This window comes from Algoriella xinjiangensis, assembly GCF_900115015.1.
Taxonomy (GTDB): Bacteria; Bacteroidota; Bacteroidia; order Flavobacteriales; family Weeksellaceae; genus Empedobacter; species Empedobacter xinjiangensis.
Window position 1 is genome coordinate 117,557 of record NZ_FOUZ01000005.1, and the last position, 16,137, is coordinate 133,693.

Sequence of the window (16,137 nt, forward strand, 5' to 3'; positions counted from 1 at the left end):
AATGCAATCCATACTTTTCATCTATAAAAATAAAAATTTAGCACATCAATTTGTAAAACATTTCAAATTGAATGGATATACTATTTATGAATTTTATGATGAAGAAATTCCATATTATGAGTTTTCAAGACTTCAACGATTTGAGAATATTTATTATCGCGTTGTAAAAAAAGATACACAACAAATACATAAAATTAATCACCGTAATTTTATCAATCTAAGTCAAACAAAATTAAAACAATTACAAAAAAAGCAGCTAAAATTTGATGTTTGTTTTGTAATTCGTGGAGACTTAATTCCAGCAAATATTTTGCACTATGCACGTTCTATTTCTGATAAAATGATCGATTATCAATTAGATGGTTTATCTGTTTCAAAAAAAATATTAGAATACAAAAATCTATTCAATCAAATCTATGTTTTTGATGAACAAGATGTAATTGATTATCCTAATTTTGATTTAAAATCAACAACAAATTGTTTTTTTGAAGAACCGATAATTACGAAGACAATTGACTTTTCTTATATTGGTGTAAATACAGAAAATCGCTTCGAAATTTTAGAAGATTTATACCAAGAATTAAAATTAATTAATCCTCAATTTGAAATTGATTTTTATTTAAAACAAGATGAATTTCATGCCAAATCATCAGCTAAATTAAAGTTATTAGACAAACCGTTTACTTACGAGCAATGTTTAGAATTGAGCAATAAATCTCGAGTTTTAATAGATTTAAAAAGAGAAGAACACAACGGATTATCACTTCGTTTTTTTGAAGCAATGAATTATCAAAATAAAATAATTACAAATAATCAATCTGTTAAAGAATACGATTTCTATCATCCAAACAATATCTTTGTGACAGATTATAAGGATATAAGTGGTTTAAAGGAATTTATCGCTTTACCTTACATGGATATAAAAAGAGAAATCAAAGAAAAGTATAATTTTAAAAATTGGATTAAAAATTTATTTAACACATGATACCAAAAAAAATTCATTATTGTTGGTTTGGAAATAATCCTAAGCCAAAAATTGTAGAAACATGTATTGCATCATGGGAAAAATATTTACCTGATTATGAAATTATAGAATGGAATGAAAGTAATTTTGATGTCAATCAAAATGATTTTGTTAAAACAGCCTATCAAAATAAAAAATGGGCATTTGTTTCTGATTTTGCAAGAGCCAAAGCATTGTATGAAAATGGAGGCTTTTATTTAGACACAGATATGGAAGTAAAAAATACGTTGAATGATTTTTTACATCATCGTGCAGTTTGCGGTTTCGAGATAAAAGGAATTCCATATTCTGCTTTTTGGGGAATAGAAAAAGGGCATATTCTTGCGCAGAAAATAATGAATTATTATTTGACAAATCAATATGCAGAAGAGCCAAATACAGCTATTTTTTCGAGATTATTAGTAGATGAGTTTGGAGCGGATGCACAAAAAGATGAATATCAGAATTTGAAAGAAGGAATAGCTTTATATCCTTCTACTTATTTCTCTTTAGACTTACCAATTAACTATGTTACACATCATTTTTCAGGATCTTGGCATGATAGCTGGACCTCAGAAAAAAATACATATAAAGAAATGGTGAATATGTACGGCGTTCTTAATGCTGTTCTTAATGAAAAAACAGCTAAAGAGAAAGTGAAAAATGTAGTTTATAATCATAAAATTATAGAGATAAAACAGGTTTTGGATCAAATACCGACTCGTTATATTTTTAATTATTTGATTGATAAAATTTTTAAAAGATGATGCAACGATTAAAAGATGCAATAGCAGTTTTATTAGGAAAAGCAAAAACAGAAAAAAGAAAGAACATTAATTTTATCAATACAAATTATACTTCTACAGAACAAGAATTTTTAGATTCTATATCCATAGAATTTCTTTTTGCAGAATTTGGAGAAGATAGAGTAAATGGAGGAGGAAGTACTTTTGATGAAAAAAATAGATTAGATCCTTCTTTAAAAACATTACGTCATTATTTTCCGAATGCAAAATATACTGTTTATAGTGATTTTGATTTGAATATTGATGGTGTAAATCTAATCAAAGTAAAATCACCAGTCCTTCAGCCCGAACATCCAAGATACGGTTATCGTACTGCTGACTATTATAAATTTATGGGATTGTTAAATTCTGATGCCGATTTTAAATGTGTTCTTGATACAGATATGCAGATTATTTCTTCTGATATTATCGCTTTAATTCATTTAACAAAAAAATTTGGATTTTGTGTACCGTATAACGATCGTCAATTACTGCGTCAGGATATGCAATTATCAAAAGATACACAATTGATAGAAGATGACTCAAAAGGTTTAGGGCATTCTTATAATCAAAGTCCGATGACTTTATGGCAAAAAGATAGTCGTGGTATGTTATTTTATGAAAATTGTGCAGAAATAATGAAAACTGATCCATCTAGAGCTTCTTTGGTGATGTGGAAATCTGCTTGGAAAACGGGGATTTATCCATATATTTTACCAAAACAATGGTGTGTTTGCGATGGTAATGAAGGTATAAATGATGAGGTGATATTACATGTAGGACATAAAAGTATAAAAGAATATTACAATGATAATAGGTAAAGGGTTAATCGCAAAACAGTTTCAGAATCATGATGATGTTGTTTATTTTGCGTCTGGAGTTTCTAATTCATCAGAAACAGATAAAAATCAATTTCTTCGCGAAGAAAATTTAGTGAGAGAAACACTTAATAAATATCCAAAACAATTGTTTATTTATTTTAGTACATGTTCTATATACGATTCTTCTAAGTATAATAGTTTATATGTCTTGCATAAATTACATATGGAAGAATTGATAAAAGAAAATGCAGAAAATTACTTAATACTAAGAGTTAGCAATGCGGTTGGAGAAGGAGGTAATCCTAATCTTTTGATGAATTATTTAGCGAGACAAATAAAATCTAATGCTACAATTACAATTCATAACAATGCAACAAGAAATCTAGTAGATGTTGAGGATGTACGAGATATTACGCTACAATATATAGCATCTAATAATTGGAACAAAATTGTGAATGTTGCTTATATAGAAAATTTTTTCATTCCAGAAATCATTCAATCATTCGAAGAAAATCTAAACCTCAAAACAAATATAATATCAGAAGATAAAGGTGAGCATTATTCCATTGATGTACACGAACTTGATTATGAATTTACTATCCAAGATAAATATGAATATTTAGCTAATCTTATTAAAAAGTATTATAGATGAAAGATTTAACCTCTATAATAATTCCAATTTATAAAGTTGAAGATTATTTAGAAGAGTGTTTAAAAAGCATAACAAATCAGACTTATGAAATATTTGAAGTGTTATTAATAAACGATGGCTCGCCTGATAATTCTGAAAAAAATATGTCTTGATTTTACAAAAAAAGGATAAACGTTTTAACTATTTTTATAAAGAAAATGGAGGTGTTTCGAGTGCACGAAATTTAGGACTTGAAAAAGCAACAGGGAAATTTATTGTTTTTGTAGATTCTGATGATTGGGTTGAAGAAAATTATTTGAAGGATTTTGTTGATAACTATAAAAATGATACAACACTTATTATACAAGATTTAACAAAAGAAATTAATGGACAAATAAAAATTAACCGATTAGGTTTTTTTGTAAATAAAGAATATAATTTTATAAATGATTTTGAAGAAATTATTAAAAATAGTCATATTCTGGAAGGATTTCCTGTTAATAAATTTTTTGTAAAAGATACAATCACTGAAAATAAAATAAAATTTAAAGAGAATATTACACATAAAGAAGATGAGATATTTTGCTTAGAATATTATAAAACAATTTCTAATATAAAGATTTTGAATGTGTCAAATTATCATTATGTAAATAGAGAAAATTCAGCAACATCAAGTCACCCTTCTTTTGAGTCAGAGTTTGAATATTTAAAAAATTATATTTTAAATATTGATTTTATGAGATTAAGAGTTGATGAAACAACGTTACTTATATTTAAAAAAGATCAGTTAAAGTTTAAGTTTAATTATTTGATTTACAATATTTTATACTTAAAAGTGAAAGATAGAGCTAATCGAGTGTTAAATTTAAAAAAAATTTATGACGAGTTTATAAGTAATTATGAAATGATAAATAAAACATTTATTCAAAAAGTTGATTTCTTTTTATTTCGCTTCAAATTATTTTACATTTTAGATGCTTTTATTAAACTTAGAAAATAATTAAAAATGGTAAAAAAAGAGAAACTTGCAATTGTTATTCCTTATTATAAACTTGATTATTTTAGAGAAACGTTATTGTCTATTCGTAATCAAACAAATCAAAATTTTAATCTTTATATAGGAAATGATTGTAGTCCAAATAATCCAAATATTCTTATTGAAGAATTTAATGATATTATTACAGAATATAAATTATACAACGATAACATAGGCGGTATAAATTTAAATAAACATTGGAATAGAAGTATTGATGACTTAGTAAGGAATGAAGAGTGGATAATGGTATTGTGTGATGATGATTTTTTAGATGAGACTTGTGTAAACGAATTTTATAATCATATCAACGAAATAAATGATTTAGGGATTAACGTAATTCGATATGCAACACGAATAGTTAATCAAAATAATTCTTTAATATTAAATGAATTTAATCGTAATAAAAAAATTGAAGCTTCAATACATCTTTTTGAAGAAAAGATATTGGAAACAACAAGAAGTTCATTAAGTGAGTATATTTTCAGCGTAGAAGCATATAAAAAAAATAAATTTAAATCATTTGAATGTTCATTTGGCTCTGATAATGTTGCTTGGTTAGAATTTTCTGATTTTAAGTCTATTTATTGTATTAATAATTGTTTTATTTATTACAGAAATTCAGAATTATCTGTTTCAGGAAACCCTACTTTAAAAGGAAAAAAAATGTTAGGAGAAATTCAGTATTTAAAATATCTGATTAAAAATTACAAAAATAAATTTTCTAAAAACACACAATTCTTATTATATGAAAGATATTACCATTATTTTAGAAGTCTATATAATAAAAGAGCTTTAATTAAAACAACTATTTTAATCTTGAAAATGATTCATAATTTAGGGTTAGATACAACGATTAAAATTATTAAAAACAACAAAAATTATTTTAAGAAACTTTATTCTTAACCCTCATAACGTTTCTTAAAAATTTTATAACCCAAATTAGTAGGTAGATTTAGTAATAAATTTTCCTTTTTTTGTGCTTTTGTAAAGTCAGAAGAAATATAATCAGAAAATGAAAGTGATGGTGCTTTTTTCATTCGATTATAGTTTATTTTAAAATAATCGTCATCTTTGATAACCTTCCATTGCATTTGTAAAATCAAAGTTTTAAAATTTACAATCCATCCTCGTATCAATTTTCGTCGATTCAAATCCTTCGTTTCATTGTAAGATTTATTTACCCATTCTAAAATTGTTTGGTGATTTTCAGAATTCTTTTTTGTGCGATTAAAAATCACAGAATTTGCATGCAAATAATAATTATATGTGATATCATCAAGAATTGATAACGAATCTATTTTTTGCATCACATGAAACATCCACAACTCATCTTGAGCAAATAAACCAGCAACAAAATAAATTTTATTTGTTTTGATGAAATCTAATTCTACTAATTTATTCCACGAAGAAACAGGAAAATATCCTTTGCAATAAGCTTCAAAAATGGAAGAATTATTATTAAAGTTTTTATCAATAGATAAAGTTGCAAAACCAAAATCTTTAGTTGTGTTATCAAATGTATTTATCCAACGATTTTGTGCAATTACCATTTGTGTTTTATAGAGTAGTACATTATCAACACACTTTTCTATACAATCAGATGTAATTGTATCATCACTATCTAAAAAATAAATATATTTACCCGTAGAATTATCTATTCCTGTATTACGAACAACAGATAAACCACTATTTTCTTGGTGATAAAGTAATTTGATATTAAGACTAGTATTATTCGCTATAAATTCTTCAATAATTGTAACACTATTATCAGGTGTACAATCATTAATCAAAATAATTTCTAAGTTTTGATACGTTTGTGCTTTTACAGATTCTAAACATTTTAGGATAAATGATTCACATTTATAAACAGGAATATTGATACTAACTAATGGCGTGTGCATAAAGGTTTAAGTTTTGTTGATACAAATTTAGAAAAATCTAGCAATATTTATTTTACAATTTAGGATTCTTGTAATAATGTGTTTATTACGAAGTTATTATTGTATTTTTGTTTCTTAATTGAAACCAAAAACTATGAATCAAAAATATGATTATTTAATTATCGGTGCAGGAATATTTGGAGCTGTTTCGGCTTACGAATTAACCAAAAAAGGTTATAAATGCCTCGTTATCGAAAAAAGAAATCATATTGCAGGAAATTGCTTTACACAAAATATAGAAGGCATTAATGTACATAAATATGGTGCACATATTTTTCATACAAATGATGAAACGATCTGGAATTATGTAAATCAATTTGCTGAATTTAATCGTTACACAAATTCTCCAATTGCAAATTACAAAGGCGAAATTTATAATTTACCTTTTAATATGAATACCTTTCATCAATTATGGAATGTAAGTACGCCTGCCCAAGCAAAAGAAATAATTAAGAAACAGGCGGATGAATTTGGTGTTAAAAATCCATCTAATTTAGAAGAACAAGCTATATCGTTAGTCGGTATTGATATTTACAATAAACTGATAAAAGAATATACAGAAAAACAATGGGGTACAGATGCTAAAAATCTTCCGGCATTTATTATCAAACGATTACCCGTTCGTTACACGTATGATAATAATTATTTTAACGATAAGTACCAAGGAATTCCGATTGGAGGATATACACAAATTTTTGAAAAATTATTAGAGGGTATTGATATTGAATTAAATGTAGATTATTTCGAAAATAAAGAACATTATAATCAATTAGCCGATAATATTATTTACACTGGACCAATTGATGCATTTTTTGATTATCAATACGGAAAATTAAACTACAGAAGTTTACGTTTTGAGAATGAATTAATCGAGACGGAAAATTATCAAGGCGTTGCAGTTGTTAATTATACATCGCATGATGAAGCCTTTACACGTATTATAGAGCATAAACATTTTGAATACGGTAATCAGCCTAAAACGATTATTACGAGAGAGTATCCTGATGATTGGAACGATGAAAAAGAACCATATTATCCGATAAATAATGAAGAAAATGATCAAATATTTTCTAAATATAAAGCATTAAGCACTCAAGTTTCTCATGTTGTTTTTGGCGGTCGATTAGCCGAATATAAATACTACGATATGCATCAAGTAATAGGTTCTGCGTTAGTTAAAATGAAAAATATTCCGAATAAATAAAAGCCATGTCAAATAATAAACCTGCAATTACTTTATTAATGTGTAATTATAATAATGCACATTATTTAAAAAAAGGAATAGAAAGTGTTTTAAATCAAACATTCAAAAATTTTGAATTGTTAATTCTAGATGATTGTTCAACAGACGAATCTGTAGCAATTATACAAGAATATGTACCAACTGATGATAGAATTTCATTTTATCAACAAAAACAAAATGGTGGTTACGGACAAGCAATTTACGATAGTATTAATTTAGCTAAAGCAGATTATGTTGGTATTATCGATCCAGATGATGCACTAACACCTGATGCTTTAGAAGTAATGTTGGGACGATTAAATGAAAAGCCACAACTTGTAGGTTTATATTCTCAACATTGGATTTGTGATAAAGATTTAAATCCTGTCGAAATTTGTAAAACAAGCACAAAAATACCAGAAGGGACAACTTATTTAGAGTACGGAAAATCTGCAATGACCCATTTTTTTGTTTTTAATCGCCTTAAATTTATCGAAAACGGAAATATAGATCGTACAATGCGCAATGCATTAGATCAAGATTGGTATTATAAAGTAGAGGAAGTAGGCGAAGTAGATTTTGTAGAAAAACCATTGTATTATTATCGCATTTCTCCGACAGGAATTTCTCAGGGTTTCAAGAAAAGTTACATTACATATCGCGATCATCATATAATCAAAGAAAGAGCTTTGGATAGACGTGGTGTAAAAGGAAAAAAGAGAAATGATATTTTAAATAAATCGAAATCAGAAGTGATGTATAAAAAATTTAATTACTTATTAAATGAAAAATCACCACGTTTTATTATCCCATTAATCGAATGTTTTTATAGAAGTCCAATCTCTACTGCGCAAGCAATTTTATATAAAATAAAGAAGTAAAATGGATATTATCATCAAGTCATTTAATCGGCCATATTATTTGGATCGATGCCTTAAATCTATTTTACAAAATGTAAAAGGCAACTATAAAATAAAGATTATAGATGATGGTACGCCCCAAAAATACCTTGATAAAATAGCAAATAGTTATGATGTGGAAATTATTCCGACAATTAATTATACTCAAAAATCAAAAAACATAGAGGAAGGAAAAGAAAACAATGGTTTTGTAATTCCGACAGAAAGTTGGCGAAAAGCAGTCGAAAATTCTTCTGATTATTTCTTGATAACTGAAGACGATGTTTGGTTTACAGAAATCGTAAATGTAGACGAATTGATTAATCAGATGATTTCTAATGATATTCATTTAATTAAACTGGGAATTTTAGGAATTTATTCTGACGATAAATTTGCTGAGATAAAAACATTATCATCAGAAATTGAATCAACTTATCCATTAAAGACATTTACATCAAATCAATTTATTATGGATTTATTTATGTTTAATAAATTCAAATTCTTTACATTTTTATATAAATTAGGATTAGTAGATAATCAGACCAAAAGAAAATATTGGATTCTAAATTCAATATTAATGGGCTTGTATAAAAAGGATTACTGGCTGTATATGTGGAAAGATTCGGTTAATTTATTAGATGAAAAAATTCAGTTAAGAAATGCTGGTGTTTGGTTTGGTAAACATAAATTCAATAAAAATATTGTGTCAAGAACCAAGCAAGAAAAGATGAAAACAACATTTAAATCTTCAGCATCTGGGCATTATCATGATTATGACCTTCATTTATCAATAGATAAAGTAAATCATATTTTAAACGAAGCTTGGTTAAAAAATGATTTTGATGCAATGCAAAATTATCCAAAAGATTTTTCAGATGATTATATAAAGATTTTTTTAGAACAGGAAAATCATCCAGATGCACAATATGAAGAATGGTTTATATGGGCAGAACAATTTAGAAAACAATACCGTAATTTAGGTGCGCAAGTAGATTAAAATATAAAACAAAAAGACCTTAGAATTTTTCTAAGGTCTTTTTGTAATATTTAAAAGAATGTAATTTATTATTCTTGTACCAATAATCTAAATCCTTCACCGTGAATATTCACGATTTCTACTGCAGGATCTTTCTTTAGATATTTACGTAATTTCGCAATATAAACGTCCATAGAACGAGATGTAAAATAATTATCATCATGCCAAATACGCGTTAATGCGATTTCACGTGGCATTAAATCGTTTTTATAAACAGCCAATAAACGTAACAATTCGTTTTCTTTTGGCGAAAGTTTTTGCGATTTACCATCAAAAATTAATTGTCTCAATTTCGCATTGAAAGTAAATTTACCAATTTTGAAATCTTCTTGCTCAAATTTTTCTTCCTCACCTGCATTACGTTGCAATACAGCTTTTATTTTGTACAATAAAACTTCAGAATCAAATGGTTTTAATACATAATCATCTGCTCCAATTTTGTAACCATTTAAAACATCCTCGCGCATGTTTTTTGCCGTTAAAAATATGATTGGTTGTTCGCTTTTTAATTCTTTGATCTCTTTACCTAATGTAAACCCGTCTTTTTTGGGCATCATTACGTCTAAGATACATAAATCATAATCACTTTCTTTAAATTTGGTAAGACCGTCTTCACCATCGATTGCGTGCGTTACGTCATAATCGTTTATAACCAAATAATCCTTTAATACGCTTCCAAAGCTTGGATCATCTTCTACTAAAAGTAATCTTTGTTTATCACTCATTGATTTATGATTTTAGGGGAATTTTAATAAAAAAGGTACTTCCTTTTCCAGGAGTGCTTTCTGCCCAAACTTGTCCGCCATGTAGCTGGACAATTTTTTTAACATAAGCTAAACCAAGTCCGTGACCTTTTACATTATGTACATTTCCCGTTTCTTCTCTATAAAATTGTTCAAATATTTTTTTAAGAACATTCGGTGACATTCCCATTCCTTTATCGGTAATTTCGATTATAAAGTTATTTTCTTTGTTATAAGTTTTAACTTTAATATCGGGTGTGTTTGGCGAATACTTTCGGGCATTATCCAACACATTAATAACGATATTCTCTAAATGGAAAGGGTCTCCTTTAACAAAAGAATGTTCTGCATTGTATTCTTCAAATATTGTACCATTTCTTTCTTCGACAATAAATCTTATCGGCTCAACACTTTTTTGCACAACACCGTTTAAGTTAACTTCCTGAAAATTCATATCCATTTGATTGCGATCAAGTTTAGACATACGCAATACCATCTCTACGTGGGCATTCATACGTTTGTTTTCTTGTTTTATCAAATCGGCATAATATTTTACTTTCTCAGGATCATTATAAATTTTTTCGTTTCGCAAGGCATCTGATGCAATATTAATTGTCGCAATAGGTGTCTTGAATTCGTGTGTCATATTATTAATGAAATCCGTTTTTATTTCCGAACTCTTACGCTGTATTTGCATATAGTAAATGGATAATGAAAATACGGTAATAATAATCATCGTCAAAATAAATGTTAACGAAATTACAGGAACTGTAGGCGCAATGATGGCTAATTTTCTGTTTTTGAAATTTGCGGCAAGATAATATTGTACATGATCATTACGGTCTAAAAATAAAGGAACCATAAATTCGACTTTATTTGGATCAAAATCTTTTGACTTAACAACTGTAATTGCAGAATCTTTTGTAAGCACTGCAAGTTGCGGATCTGCTTGTAAAATTCCTCTATTTTTTAATTCTACTTTAAAAATAGAATCTAACATTTTGTACGAAACACGTTTGTCTATTGGCGTAGTACCTGCATCCCAACGCGCCGCACTTTCTAATGTAAATGTACCATCTTGTAAAGATTGTTCTAAATTAAGGTTAAGATTTGGAATTCCTTTCGAAGTCGAATCTTTGTTTATTTTAAACACTCTTTCTTGCGAATAAATATTAGCTCTTGTTAAACTATCATTGTATTCGCCCGAAACTGGTAACATAGATTTTTCGACAACATAACGCGTAACATACGCATAAGTTGTACCCAAAGAATCTTTTATTACATGATTTGTAACAACTTGTGGTTTATCTTTGTTAGATGTTAAATCAGTTTTTATATTACTAAATTTCTTGTAATATTTCTCTAATTCATTTTTGTTAACTTTCTCAGTTGTGAAATTCATGGCTTGATATACGCCATTACTAAAATTATCTGTTCCGGTTTTTAAGGTTAAGTTTAACCAATAAAACTGAATGATAATTAAGCCGATAAGTGCAATGCTCATCACTACAATTAAGATTTTATAAAATCCTTTTCTCATTTACTTAATTTGAATTTATAAAGTTATAGTAGTTTTTTAATTTTGATAAATGTCTTTTCAACTTCATTTTTTAAATGTGTCAAATCGCCATTATTATCTATAATAAAATCTGATTTTTGGATGCGTTCTTCATCCGAAATTTGATTGTTAATTCGCGCCATTACTTGTTCTTCCGTAAAACCATCGCGCGCCATAATTCGTTGTATTCTTTTTTCTTTATCCATCAGAACACTAATTACGACGTCACAATCTTTATAACTTCCGCTTTCTATCAAAATAGCAGCTTCTTTCATTATAATTTTACTTGTTTGTTGTTTTTTCCATTCTTCAAAATCGTTGAAAACAGCTGGATGAACAATTTGATTTAATTGCTTTAGTTTTTCGTTGTTATTAAAAACTTGTTTTGCAATATAAACACGGTTTAAACCCGATTGGTTATAAGCTTCATCACCAAAAGCTTCGATAATTTTAACTTTTACTTCAGAGTTTTCGTTCTGAATAATCTTTGCTCTTGTATCCGAATTGTAAACGGGCACACCTAATTCTTCGAAAAACTTTGCCGCAGTTGTTTTACCAGAGCCTATGCCTCCTGTAATTCCTGCTATAAATGGTTGATTGTTTTTCATGGTTTGAAGTTAAAAAAATGCCGAAGAATAATTTCTTCGGCATGCAGTTAAATATATGTTAACCTTGTAATTAGTTTTTGTCTTCTACTGCTTTTTCTGTTTTATCAGCTTTCTCAGTAGTTTTACCGTAACGTGCAGCTGTTAATTCTCTAGAAATTGCAGCTTTTTCAAATTTGATTTTACCTGCTCCAGTCTCAATAACTAAGGTATCATCATAAATTTCGTTGATTTTTCCGTGAATTCCAGATGTTGTTACAACTTGGTCACCACGTTTGATATCAGTTTGAAATAATTTTTCTTGTTTAGCTTTCTTTTGTTGTGGACGAATCATGAAAAAATACATAATTACGAACATACCACCAAACATTAAAAGCATAGACATACCGCCACCTTGAGCACCAGCTTGTAAAAAGATTGTTTGAATCATTTGTATATTTTATCTATTAAAATTATTTCCCGAATGCTTGTTGTGCATTTTGGTCATTTGCTGTAGCACCAGTTACGTTTGCTGTAATGTCAAATTTTTCGTGACCATTTGCAGTGTTTGTAACTAAAGTAACAGTTTTTTGTTGTTTACCGTTCATGTTACCAGCTGTGTATTGTACTTTGATAGAATCTGTACCACCAACCGGAATTGGCGCTGTAGGAAATTCTGGTACTGTACATCCACATGTTGCTGATGCATCACGAATAACTAATGGCGATTTACCATCGTTTTTGAATTTGATATATGTTTCTACTTTAGAATTTGCAGCTACATCTCCAAAATCATGGCTTGCTTCGGCTAATGTTAATACAGGAGCTGTAGCAGCATCTACTACATTTTCAGCTTGTTGAGCTGTTTCTTCAGCTGTAAAAGATTCGCTTGCTTTTTTTTCTCCACAAGAACTAACTGCGAATGTAAATGCAATTACACCTAAAATAAATAATTTGCTTTTCATTTTTATACTTATTTGTCTTAGTCAAATTTAAGAAAAATTAAGGACTATAATAAACCTCTACCGTATTTTGGTAAATTATTATTGTCTTTTAACTCTTTTAAAGTTTTATCTAAGATTCCGTTAACAAAAACACGTGATTTTTCTGTCGAATAATTCTTCGCCAATTCAATATATTCATTGATTGTTACTTTTGCCGGAATGTTTGGGAAATGTAAAAATTCTGTCAAAGCCATCTCTAAAATAATTAAATCGATTGTCGCAATACGATCTAATTCCCAGTTTTGGGCTTTTTCGTCAATCATATTTTTTGTTTCTGATTGATGACGAATTGTTTTACGAAATAATTCTTCTGTAAATCTTTTGTCGTCCGTATCTTTATATACTTTAAATAAAGAAATTAATGGAGAACTATTTTCGCGGAAAGATTTTATAGTCGTGTGTACCATTGCATTTGCAATATGAACATCATCTGCCCAAGTAATTTGTATACCTTCTAAGTAATCGTGTAAATCGTCATATTCTGCGATTAATTCTACAAAAAAGTTTAAAACAAATTCTTGATCTTCTTCAAAAGAATTTTTTCCACTTTTCATGTAATCTTTGTAAAGATCACTTTCTATCAAGCTTTTGTAGATATTGTTAGGATAAGAATCATAAACATCCCAAAGTAAATTCTTGTTATCGCTTGTGTAACGATTTAACTCAAGATTACTTTCTAAAACTCTAAAAACTTTGTTATTCACAAACTTTAGATTTGGATTTAAATCCTCTTGGGTTGGAAAGTTTTTTGATTGTGCAAGTTGAATTCTGTGCTCAGCAATTTCTTTTTGAACTTTAATCAAGTTTAGTATATAAATGTACAAATCATAGATTTGATCGATACTTTTCATCATATTCCTTTCGACCATTCTTTCTTCGCCTTCCGTACCTAAACTATTGTATGCATAGATATTCTGCATTACTTTTTCGCGGAGTTGTCTTCTTCCCAACATAATTTCAATGATATAACGTCTAATAAATTGATGCAAAGGTAAAAAAAAGAATGTAATTTTGTTTCGTGAAATCATTACAAAAACTAAATAAATTTTTATGGAAGTATAAATGGAGGATAATTTTAGGCTTCATTTTTACAATTTGCGCCAATTTTGTGCAAGTTTTTTCTGTAACATATATTCGCGAAGCGATAAATACTGTCGAAGAATTATTAAGAAATTATAACCAAAAAGGTACTGATAATCTTGATTTACTAAAAGAAAGTCTGATGTACGCAAGTTTAGCTTTTTTTGGATTTAAAGTTCTTGGAGGCGCTTTAACGGTTGGTACACGACAAATGATAATTGTTGCATCTCGGTATATCGAGTTCGATTTAAAAAATGTGATTTACGATAAATATCAAAAATTATCGTTGTCATTTTACAAAAAACATAAAACGGGCGATTTAATGAATCGTATTACCGAAGATGTTGCGCTAGTTCGCATGTATCTTGGTCCTGGAATTATGTATCCGATAGATTTGGTTTCTCGGGTAATCATTATTGCGTACTTTATGATTCAGATTGATAAAGAATTAACGCTTTATACACTTGCGCCTTTACCAGTTTTGTCTTTATTAATATATGGTGTTGCACGAAATATTAATAAAAAAAGTAAACGTGTACAAGAACAACAATCTACAATTTCGTCATCTGTGCAAGATACATTTGCTGGGATTCGCGTGATAAAATCATTTAATTCCGAAGAATTTATCAAATCAAAATACGAAGTAGAAGCCGACGAATATCAAAAACGAGCACTTAATTTAGCACAAGTTCAAGCCGCTTTTGGTCCATTAATGGTTGTTGTAGTTGGTGTTAGTAATTTGGTTATTTTGTATTTAGGAGGATTAAAATACATTGCAGGAACAATGGATATTGGCTCAATCGCACAATTTTTCTTGTATCTAAATATGTTAATTTGGCCATTTACATCACTTGGATGGATAACCATGGTTGTGCAACGTGCCGAAGCATCAATGTTTAGAATTAATGAATTTTTAAACTTTGAATCAGAAATTGTAGAAGGTGATACAAAAGATTTTAAAATTGAAGGAACAATCGAATTCAGAAACGTAACATTTGTTTACGAAAATACTGGAATCAAAGCCCTAGATAATGTTTCGTTCATATTAAATAAAGGAGAAACATTAGCAATTTTAGGAAAAACGGGTTCTGGAAAATCGACAATAGCATTGTTAATTACACGATCGTTAGAACCAACTTCTGGAGAAATTTTAATTGATGGTAAAAATATTCACGAATTAAGTGTAGAAACTATTCGAGATAAAATTGGTTATGTGCCGCAAGAAGCTTTCTTGTTTTCGGATACATTAACCAATAATATTTTATTTGGTTCTGATGCTACGCACGAAACTGTTGCGGAAGAATTTGCGAAGAAAGCTGTTGTACATGATAATATCGATAATTTTAAGGAACGTTATAATACAGTTGTAGGCGAGCGTGGTGTTACGCTTTCGGGTGGACAAAAACAGCGTGTTTCTATAGCGCGTGCGTTGGTTAATGATCCAAGTATTTTAATATTTGATGATAGTTTATCTGCCGTTGATACAGAAACTGAAGAACAAATTCTAAATAATCTTGCATCAGAGATAAAAAATAAAACAACTATAATTATTACGCATCGTGTTTCATCTGCTAAAAGAGCGGATAAAATTTTAGTATTAGAAGACGGTCGTGTGCTTGAAAATGGCTCGAATACTGATTTATTAAACAAACAAGGTTATTATTACGAATTATACAATAAGCAGTTGTTAGACTAAGCCCAGAATATTATTTTAACAAAAAAATAGAATTAACTTGCTAAAAGTGTTGTTGTTTTCTTAAATTTTTTTAGATTTGTTAGGAAACATTTAACAATT

Annotated in this window: 18 protein-coding genes; 11 read left to right on the plus strand and 7 right to left on the minus strand. The window is 28.4% G+C overall.

Translation table 11 applies throughout. From position 1 onward, the window contains the following. The first annotated feature begins 1 nt into the window (after window position 1). Genes BM072_RS05885 through BM072_RS05910 form a run of 7 tightly spaced genes read left to right on the plus strand, consistent with a single transcriptional unit; the run spans window position 2 to window position 5,179 of the window. Entirely contained in the window at window positions 2-985 is a 984-nt protein-coding gene (locus BM072_RS05885) for a WaaS/CpsH family glycosyltransferase (protein ID WP_092907499.1), read from the plus strand. Next, the gene (locus BM072_RS05890; RefSeq protein ID WP_092907501.1) at window positions 982-1,770 is read left to right on the plus strand and encodes a glycosyltransferase family 32 protein; all 789 of its coding nucleotides are present in this window, start codon (window positions 982-984) and stop codon (window positions 1,768-1,770) included. The genes BM072_RS05885 and BM072_RS05890 overlap by 4 nt, the downstream gene beginning before the upstream one ends. Further along, the gene (locus BM072_RS05895) at window positions 1,767-2,609 is read left to right on the plus strand and encodes a hypothetical protein (protein WP_092907503.1); all 843 of its coding nucleotides are present in this window, start codon (window positions 1,767-1,769) and stop codon (window positions 2,607-2,609) included. The genes BM072_RS05890 and BM072_RS05895 overlap by 4 nt, the downstream gene beginning before the upstream one ends. After that, window positions 2,596-3,261: an NAD-dependent epimerase/dehydratase family protein gene (locus BM072_RS05900; RefSeq protein ID WP_092907505.1), complete on the plus strand. Its 666-nt coding sequence runs from the start codon at window positions 2,596-2,598 to the stop codon at window positions 3,259-3,261. Before BM072_RS05895 ends, BM072_RS05900 begins: the two co-directional genes overlap by 14 nt. Next, window positions 3,258-3,413, plus strand: a complete 156-nt coding sequence (locus BM072_RS15570; RefSeq protein ID WP_221405164.1) for a glycosyltransferase family 2 protein — start codon at window positions 3,258-3,260, stop codon at window positions 3,411-3,413. Before BM072_RS05900 ends, BM072_RS15570 begins: the two co-directional genes overlap by 4 nt. Continuing rightward, complete coding sequence (locus BM072_RS05905; RefSeq protein ID WP_221405165.1) at window positions 3,410-4,240, plus strand: glycosyltransferase family A protein; 831 nt, start codon at window positions 3,410-3,412, stop codon at window positions 4,238-4,240. Before BM072_RS15570 ends, BM072_RS05905 begins: the two co-directional genes overlap by 4 nt. A gap of 6 nt (window positions 4,241-4,246) precedes the next feature. Beyond that, a complete protein-coding gene (locus BM072_RS05910) occupies window positions 4,247-5,179 on the plus strand; it encodes a glycosyltransferase (RefSeq protein ID WP_092907507.1) in 933 nt (310 codons plus the stop codon). Here BM072_RS05910 and BM072_RS05915 read toward each other — a convergent pair. Beyond that, the gene (locus BM072_RS05915; protein WP_092907509.1) at window positions 5,176-6,177 is read right to left on the minus strand and encodes a glycosyltransferase family 2 protein; all 1,002 of its coding nucleotides are present in this window, start codon (window positions 6,175-6,177) and stop codon (window positions 5,176-5,178) included. The genes BM072_RS05910 and BM072_RS05915 overlap by 4 nt on opposite strands. A 133-nt stretch (window positions 6,178-6,310) precedes the next feature. On the opposite strand from BM072_RS05915, the gene glf reads away from it, so the two are divergent. From glf to BM072_RS05930, 3 genes are read left to right on the plus strand one after another with little or no spacing between them, the layout of a single operon-like run. Next, window positions 6,311-7,420, plus strand: coding sequence for a UDP-galactopyranose mutase (glf, locus tag BM072_RS05920; RefSeq protein ID WP_092907511.1), 1,110 nt, complete (start codon window positions 6,311-6,313; stop codon window positions 7,418-7,420). Window positions 7,421-7,425: 5 nt separating this feature from the next. Next, the gene (locus BM072_RS05925) at window positions 7,426-8,319 is read left to right on the plus strand and encodes a glycosyltransferase family 2 protein (RefSeq protein ID WP_092907513.1); all 894 of its coding nucleotides are present in this window, start codon (window positions 7,426-7,428) and stop codon (window positions 8,317-8,319) included. Window position 8,320: 1 nt separating this feature from the next. After that, a complete protein-coding gene (locus BM072_RS05930) occupies window positions 8,321-9,334 on the plus strand; it encodes a glycosyltransferase family 2 protein (protein ID WP_092907515.1) in 1,014 nt (337 codons plus the stop codon). Window positions 9,335-9,402: 68 nt separating this feature from the next. On the opposite strand, the gene BM072_RS05935 is transcribed toward BM072_RS05930, so the two are convergent. The 6 genes from BM072_RS05935 to nusB form a co-directional block, all read right to left on the minus strand. Further along, a complete protein-coding gene (locus BM072_RS05935; protein WP_092907517.1) occupies window positions 9,403-10,098 on the minus strand; it encodes a response regulator transcription factor in 696 nt (231 codons plus the stop codon). Window positions 10,099-10,102: 4 nt separating this feature from the next. After that, window positions 10,103-11,656 (minus strand): sensor histidine kinase, encoded by a 1,554-nt coding sequence (locus BM072_RS05940; RefSeq protein WP_092907519.1) that lies wholly within the window; start codon window positions 11,654-11,656, stop codon window positions 10,103-10,105. A 23-nt stretch (window positions 11,657-11,679) separates the two neighbouring features. Then, entirely contained in the window at window positions 11,680-12,282 is a 603-nt protein-coding gene (gene coaE, locus BM072_RS05945) for a dephospho-CoA kinase (RefSeq protein WP_092907521.1), read from the minus strand. A 70-nt stretch (window positions 12,283-12,352) separates the two neighbouring features. Further along, window positions 12,353-12,709 carry a preprotein translocase subunit YajC gene (gene yajC, locus BM072_RS05950; RefSeq protein WP_092907523.1) on the minus strand — a complete coding sequence of 119 codons (357 nt, stop codon included), beginning with the start codon at window positions 12,707-12,709 and terminating at the stop codon, window positions 12,353-12,355. A gap of 22 nt (window positions 12,710-12,731) precedes the next feature. Then, a complete protein-coding gene (locus tag BM072_RS05955; RefSeq protein WP_092907525.1) occupies window positions 12,732-13,223 on the minus strand; it encodes a DUF1573 domain-containing protein in 492 nt (163 codons plus the stop codon). Between the two features lie 44 nt (window positions 13,224-13,267). Beyond that, window positions 13,268-14,215 carry a transcription antitermination factor NusB gene (gene nusB, locus BM072_RS05960; protein ID WP_092907733.1) on the minus strand — a complete coding sequence of 316 codons (948 nt, stop codon included), beginning with the start codon at window positions 14,213-14,215 and terminating at the stop codon, window positions 13,268-13,270. 65 nt (window positions 14,216-14,280) lie between these two features. Here nusB and BM072_RS05965 point away from each other — a divergent pair, with 65 nt between their 5' ends. Continuing rightward, on the plus strand, window positions 14,281-16,038 hold the full coding sequence (locus tag BM072_RS05965; protein WP_092907527.1) for an ABC transporter ATP-binding protein: 1,758 nt from the start codon (window positions 14,281-14,283) through the stop codon (window positions 16,036-16,038). Window positions 16,039-16,137: the final 99 nt, after the last annotated feature.

Excerpts from the sequence above, each read along its gene's own strand:
- BM072_RS05885 (WP_092907499.1), top strand. The coding sequence starts at position 2 with ATGCAATCCATACTTTTCATCTATAAAAATAAAAATTTAGCACATCAA.
- BM072_RS05890 (WP_092907501.1), top strand. The coding sequence starts at position 982 with ATGATACCAAAAAAAATTCATTATTGTTGGTTTGGAAATAATCCTAAG.
- BM072_RS05895 (WP_092907503.1), top strand. The coding sequence starts at position 1,767 with ATGATGCAACGATTAAAAGATGCAATAGCAGTTTTATTAGGAAAAGCA.
- BM072_RS05900 (WP_092907505.1), top strand. The coding sequence starts at position 2,596 with ATGATAATAGGTAAAGGGTTAATCGCAAAACAGTTTCAGAATCATGAT.
- BM072_RS15570 (WP_221405164.1), top strand. The coding sequence starts at position 3,258 with ATGAAAGATTTAACCTCTATAATAATTCCAATTTATAAAGTTGAAGAT.
- BM072_RS05910 (WP_092907507.1), top strand. The coding sequence starts at position 4,247 with ATGGTAAAAAAAGAGAAACTTGCAATTGTTATTCCTTATTATAAACTT.
- BM072_RS05915 (WP_092907509.1), bottom strand. The coding sequence starts at position 6,177 with ATGCACACGCCATTAGTTAGTATCAATATTCCTGTTTATAAATGTGAA.
- glf (WP_092907511.1), top strand. The coding sequence starts at position 6,311 with ATGAATCAAAAATATGATTATTTAATTATCGGTGCAGGAATATTTGGA.
- BM072_RS05925 (WP_092907513.1), top strand. The coding sequence starts at position 7,426 with ATGTCAAATAATAAACCTGCAATTACTTTATTAATGTGTAATTATAAT.
- BM072_RS05930 (WP_092907515.1), top strand. The coding sequence starts at position 8,321 with ATGGATATTATCATCAAGTCATTTAATCGGCCATATTATTTGGATCGA.
- BM072_RS05935 (WP_092907517.1), bottom strand. The coding sequence starts at position 10,098 with ATGAGTGATAAACAAAGATTACTTTTAGTAGAAGATGATCCAAGCTTT.
- BM072_RS05940 (WP_092907519.1), bottom strand. The coding sequence starts at position 11,656 with ATGAGAAAAGGATTTTATAAAATCTTAATTGTAGTGATGAGCATTGCA.
- coaE (WP_092907521.1), bottom strand. The coding sequence starts at position 12,282 with ATGAAAAACAATCAACCATTTATAGCAGGAATTACAGGAGGCATAGGC.
- yajC (WP_092907523.1), bottom strand. The coding sequence starts at position 12,709 with ATGATTCAAACAATCTTTTTACAAGCTGGTGCTCAAGGTGGCGGTATG.
- BM072_RS05955 (WP_092907525.1), bottom strand. The coding sequence starts at position 13,223 with ATGAAAAGCAAATTATTTATTTTAGGTGTAATTGCATTTACATTCGCA.
- nusB (WP_092907733.1), bottom strand. The coding sequence starts at position 14,215 with ATGTTGGGAAGAAGACAACTCCGCGAAAAAGTAATGCAGAATATCTAT.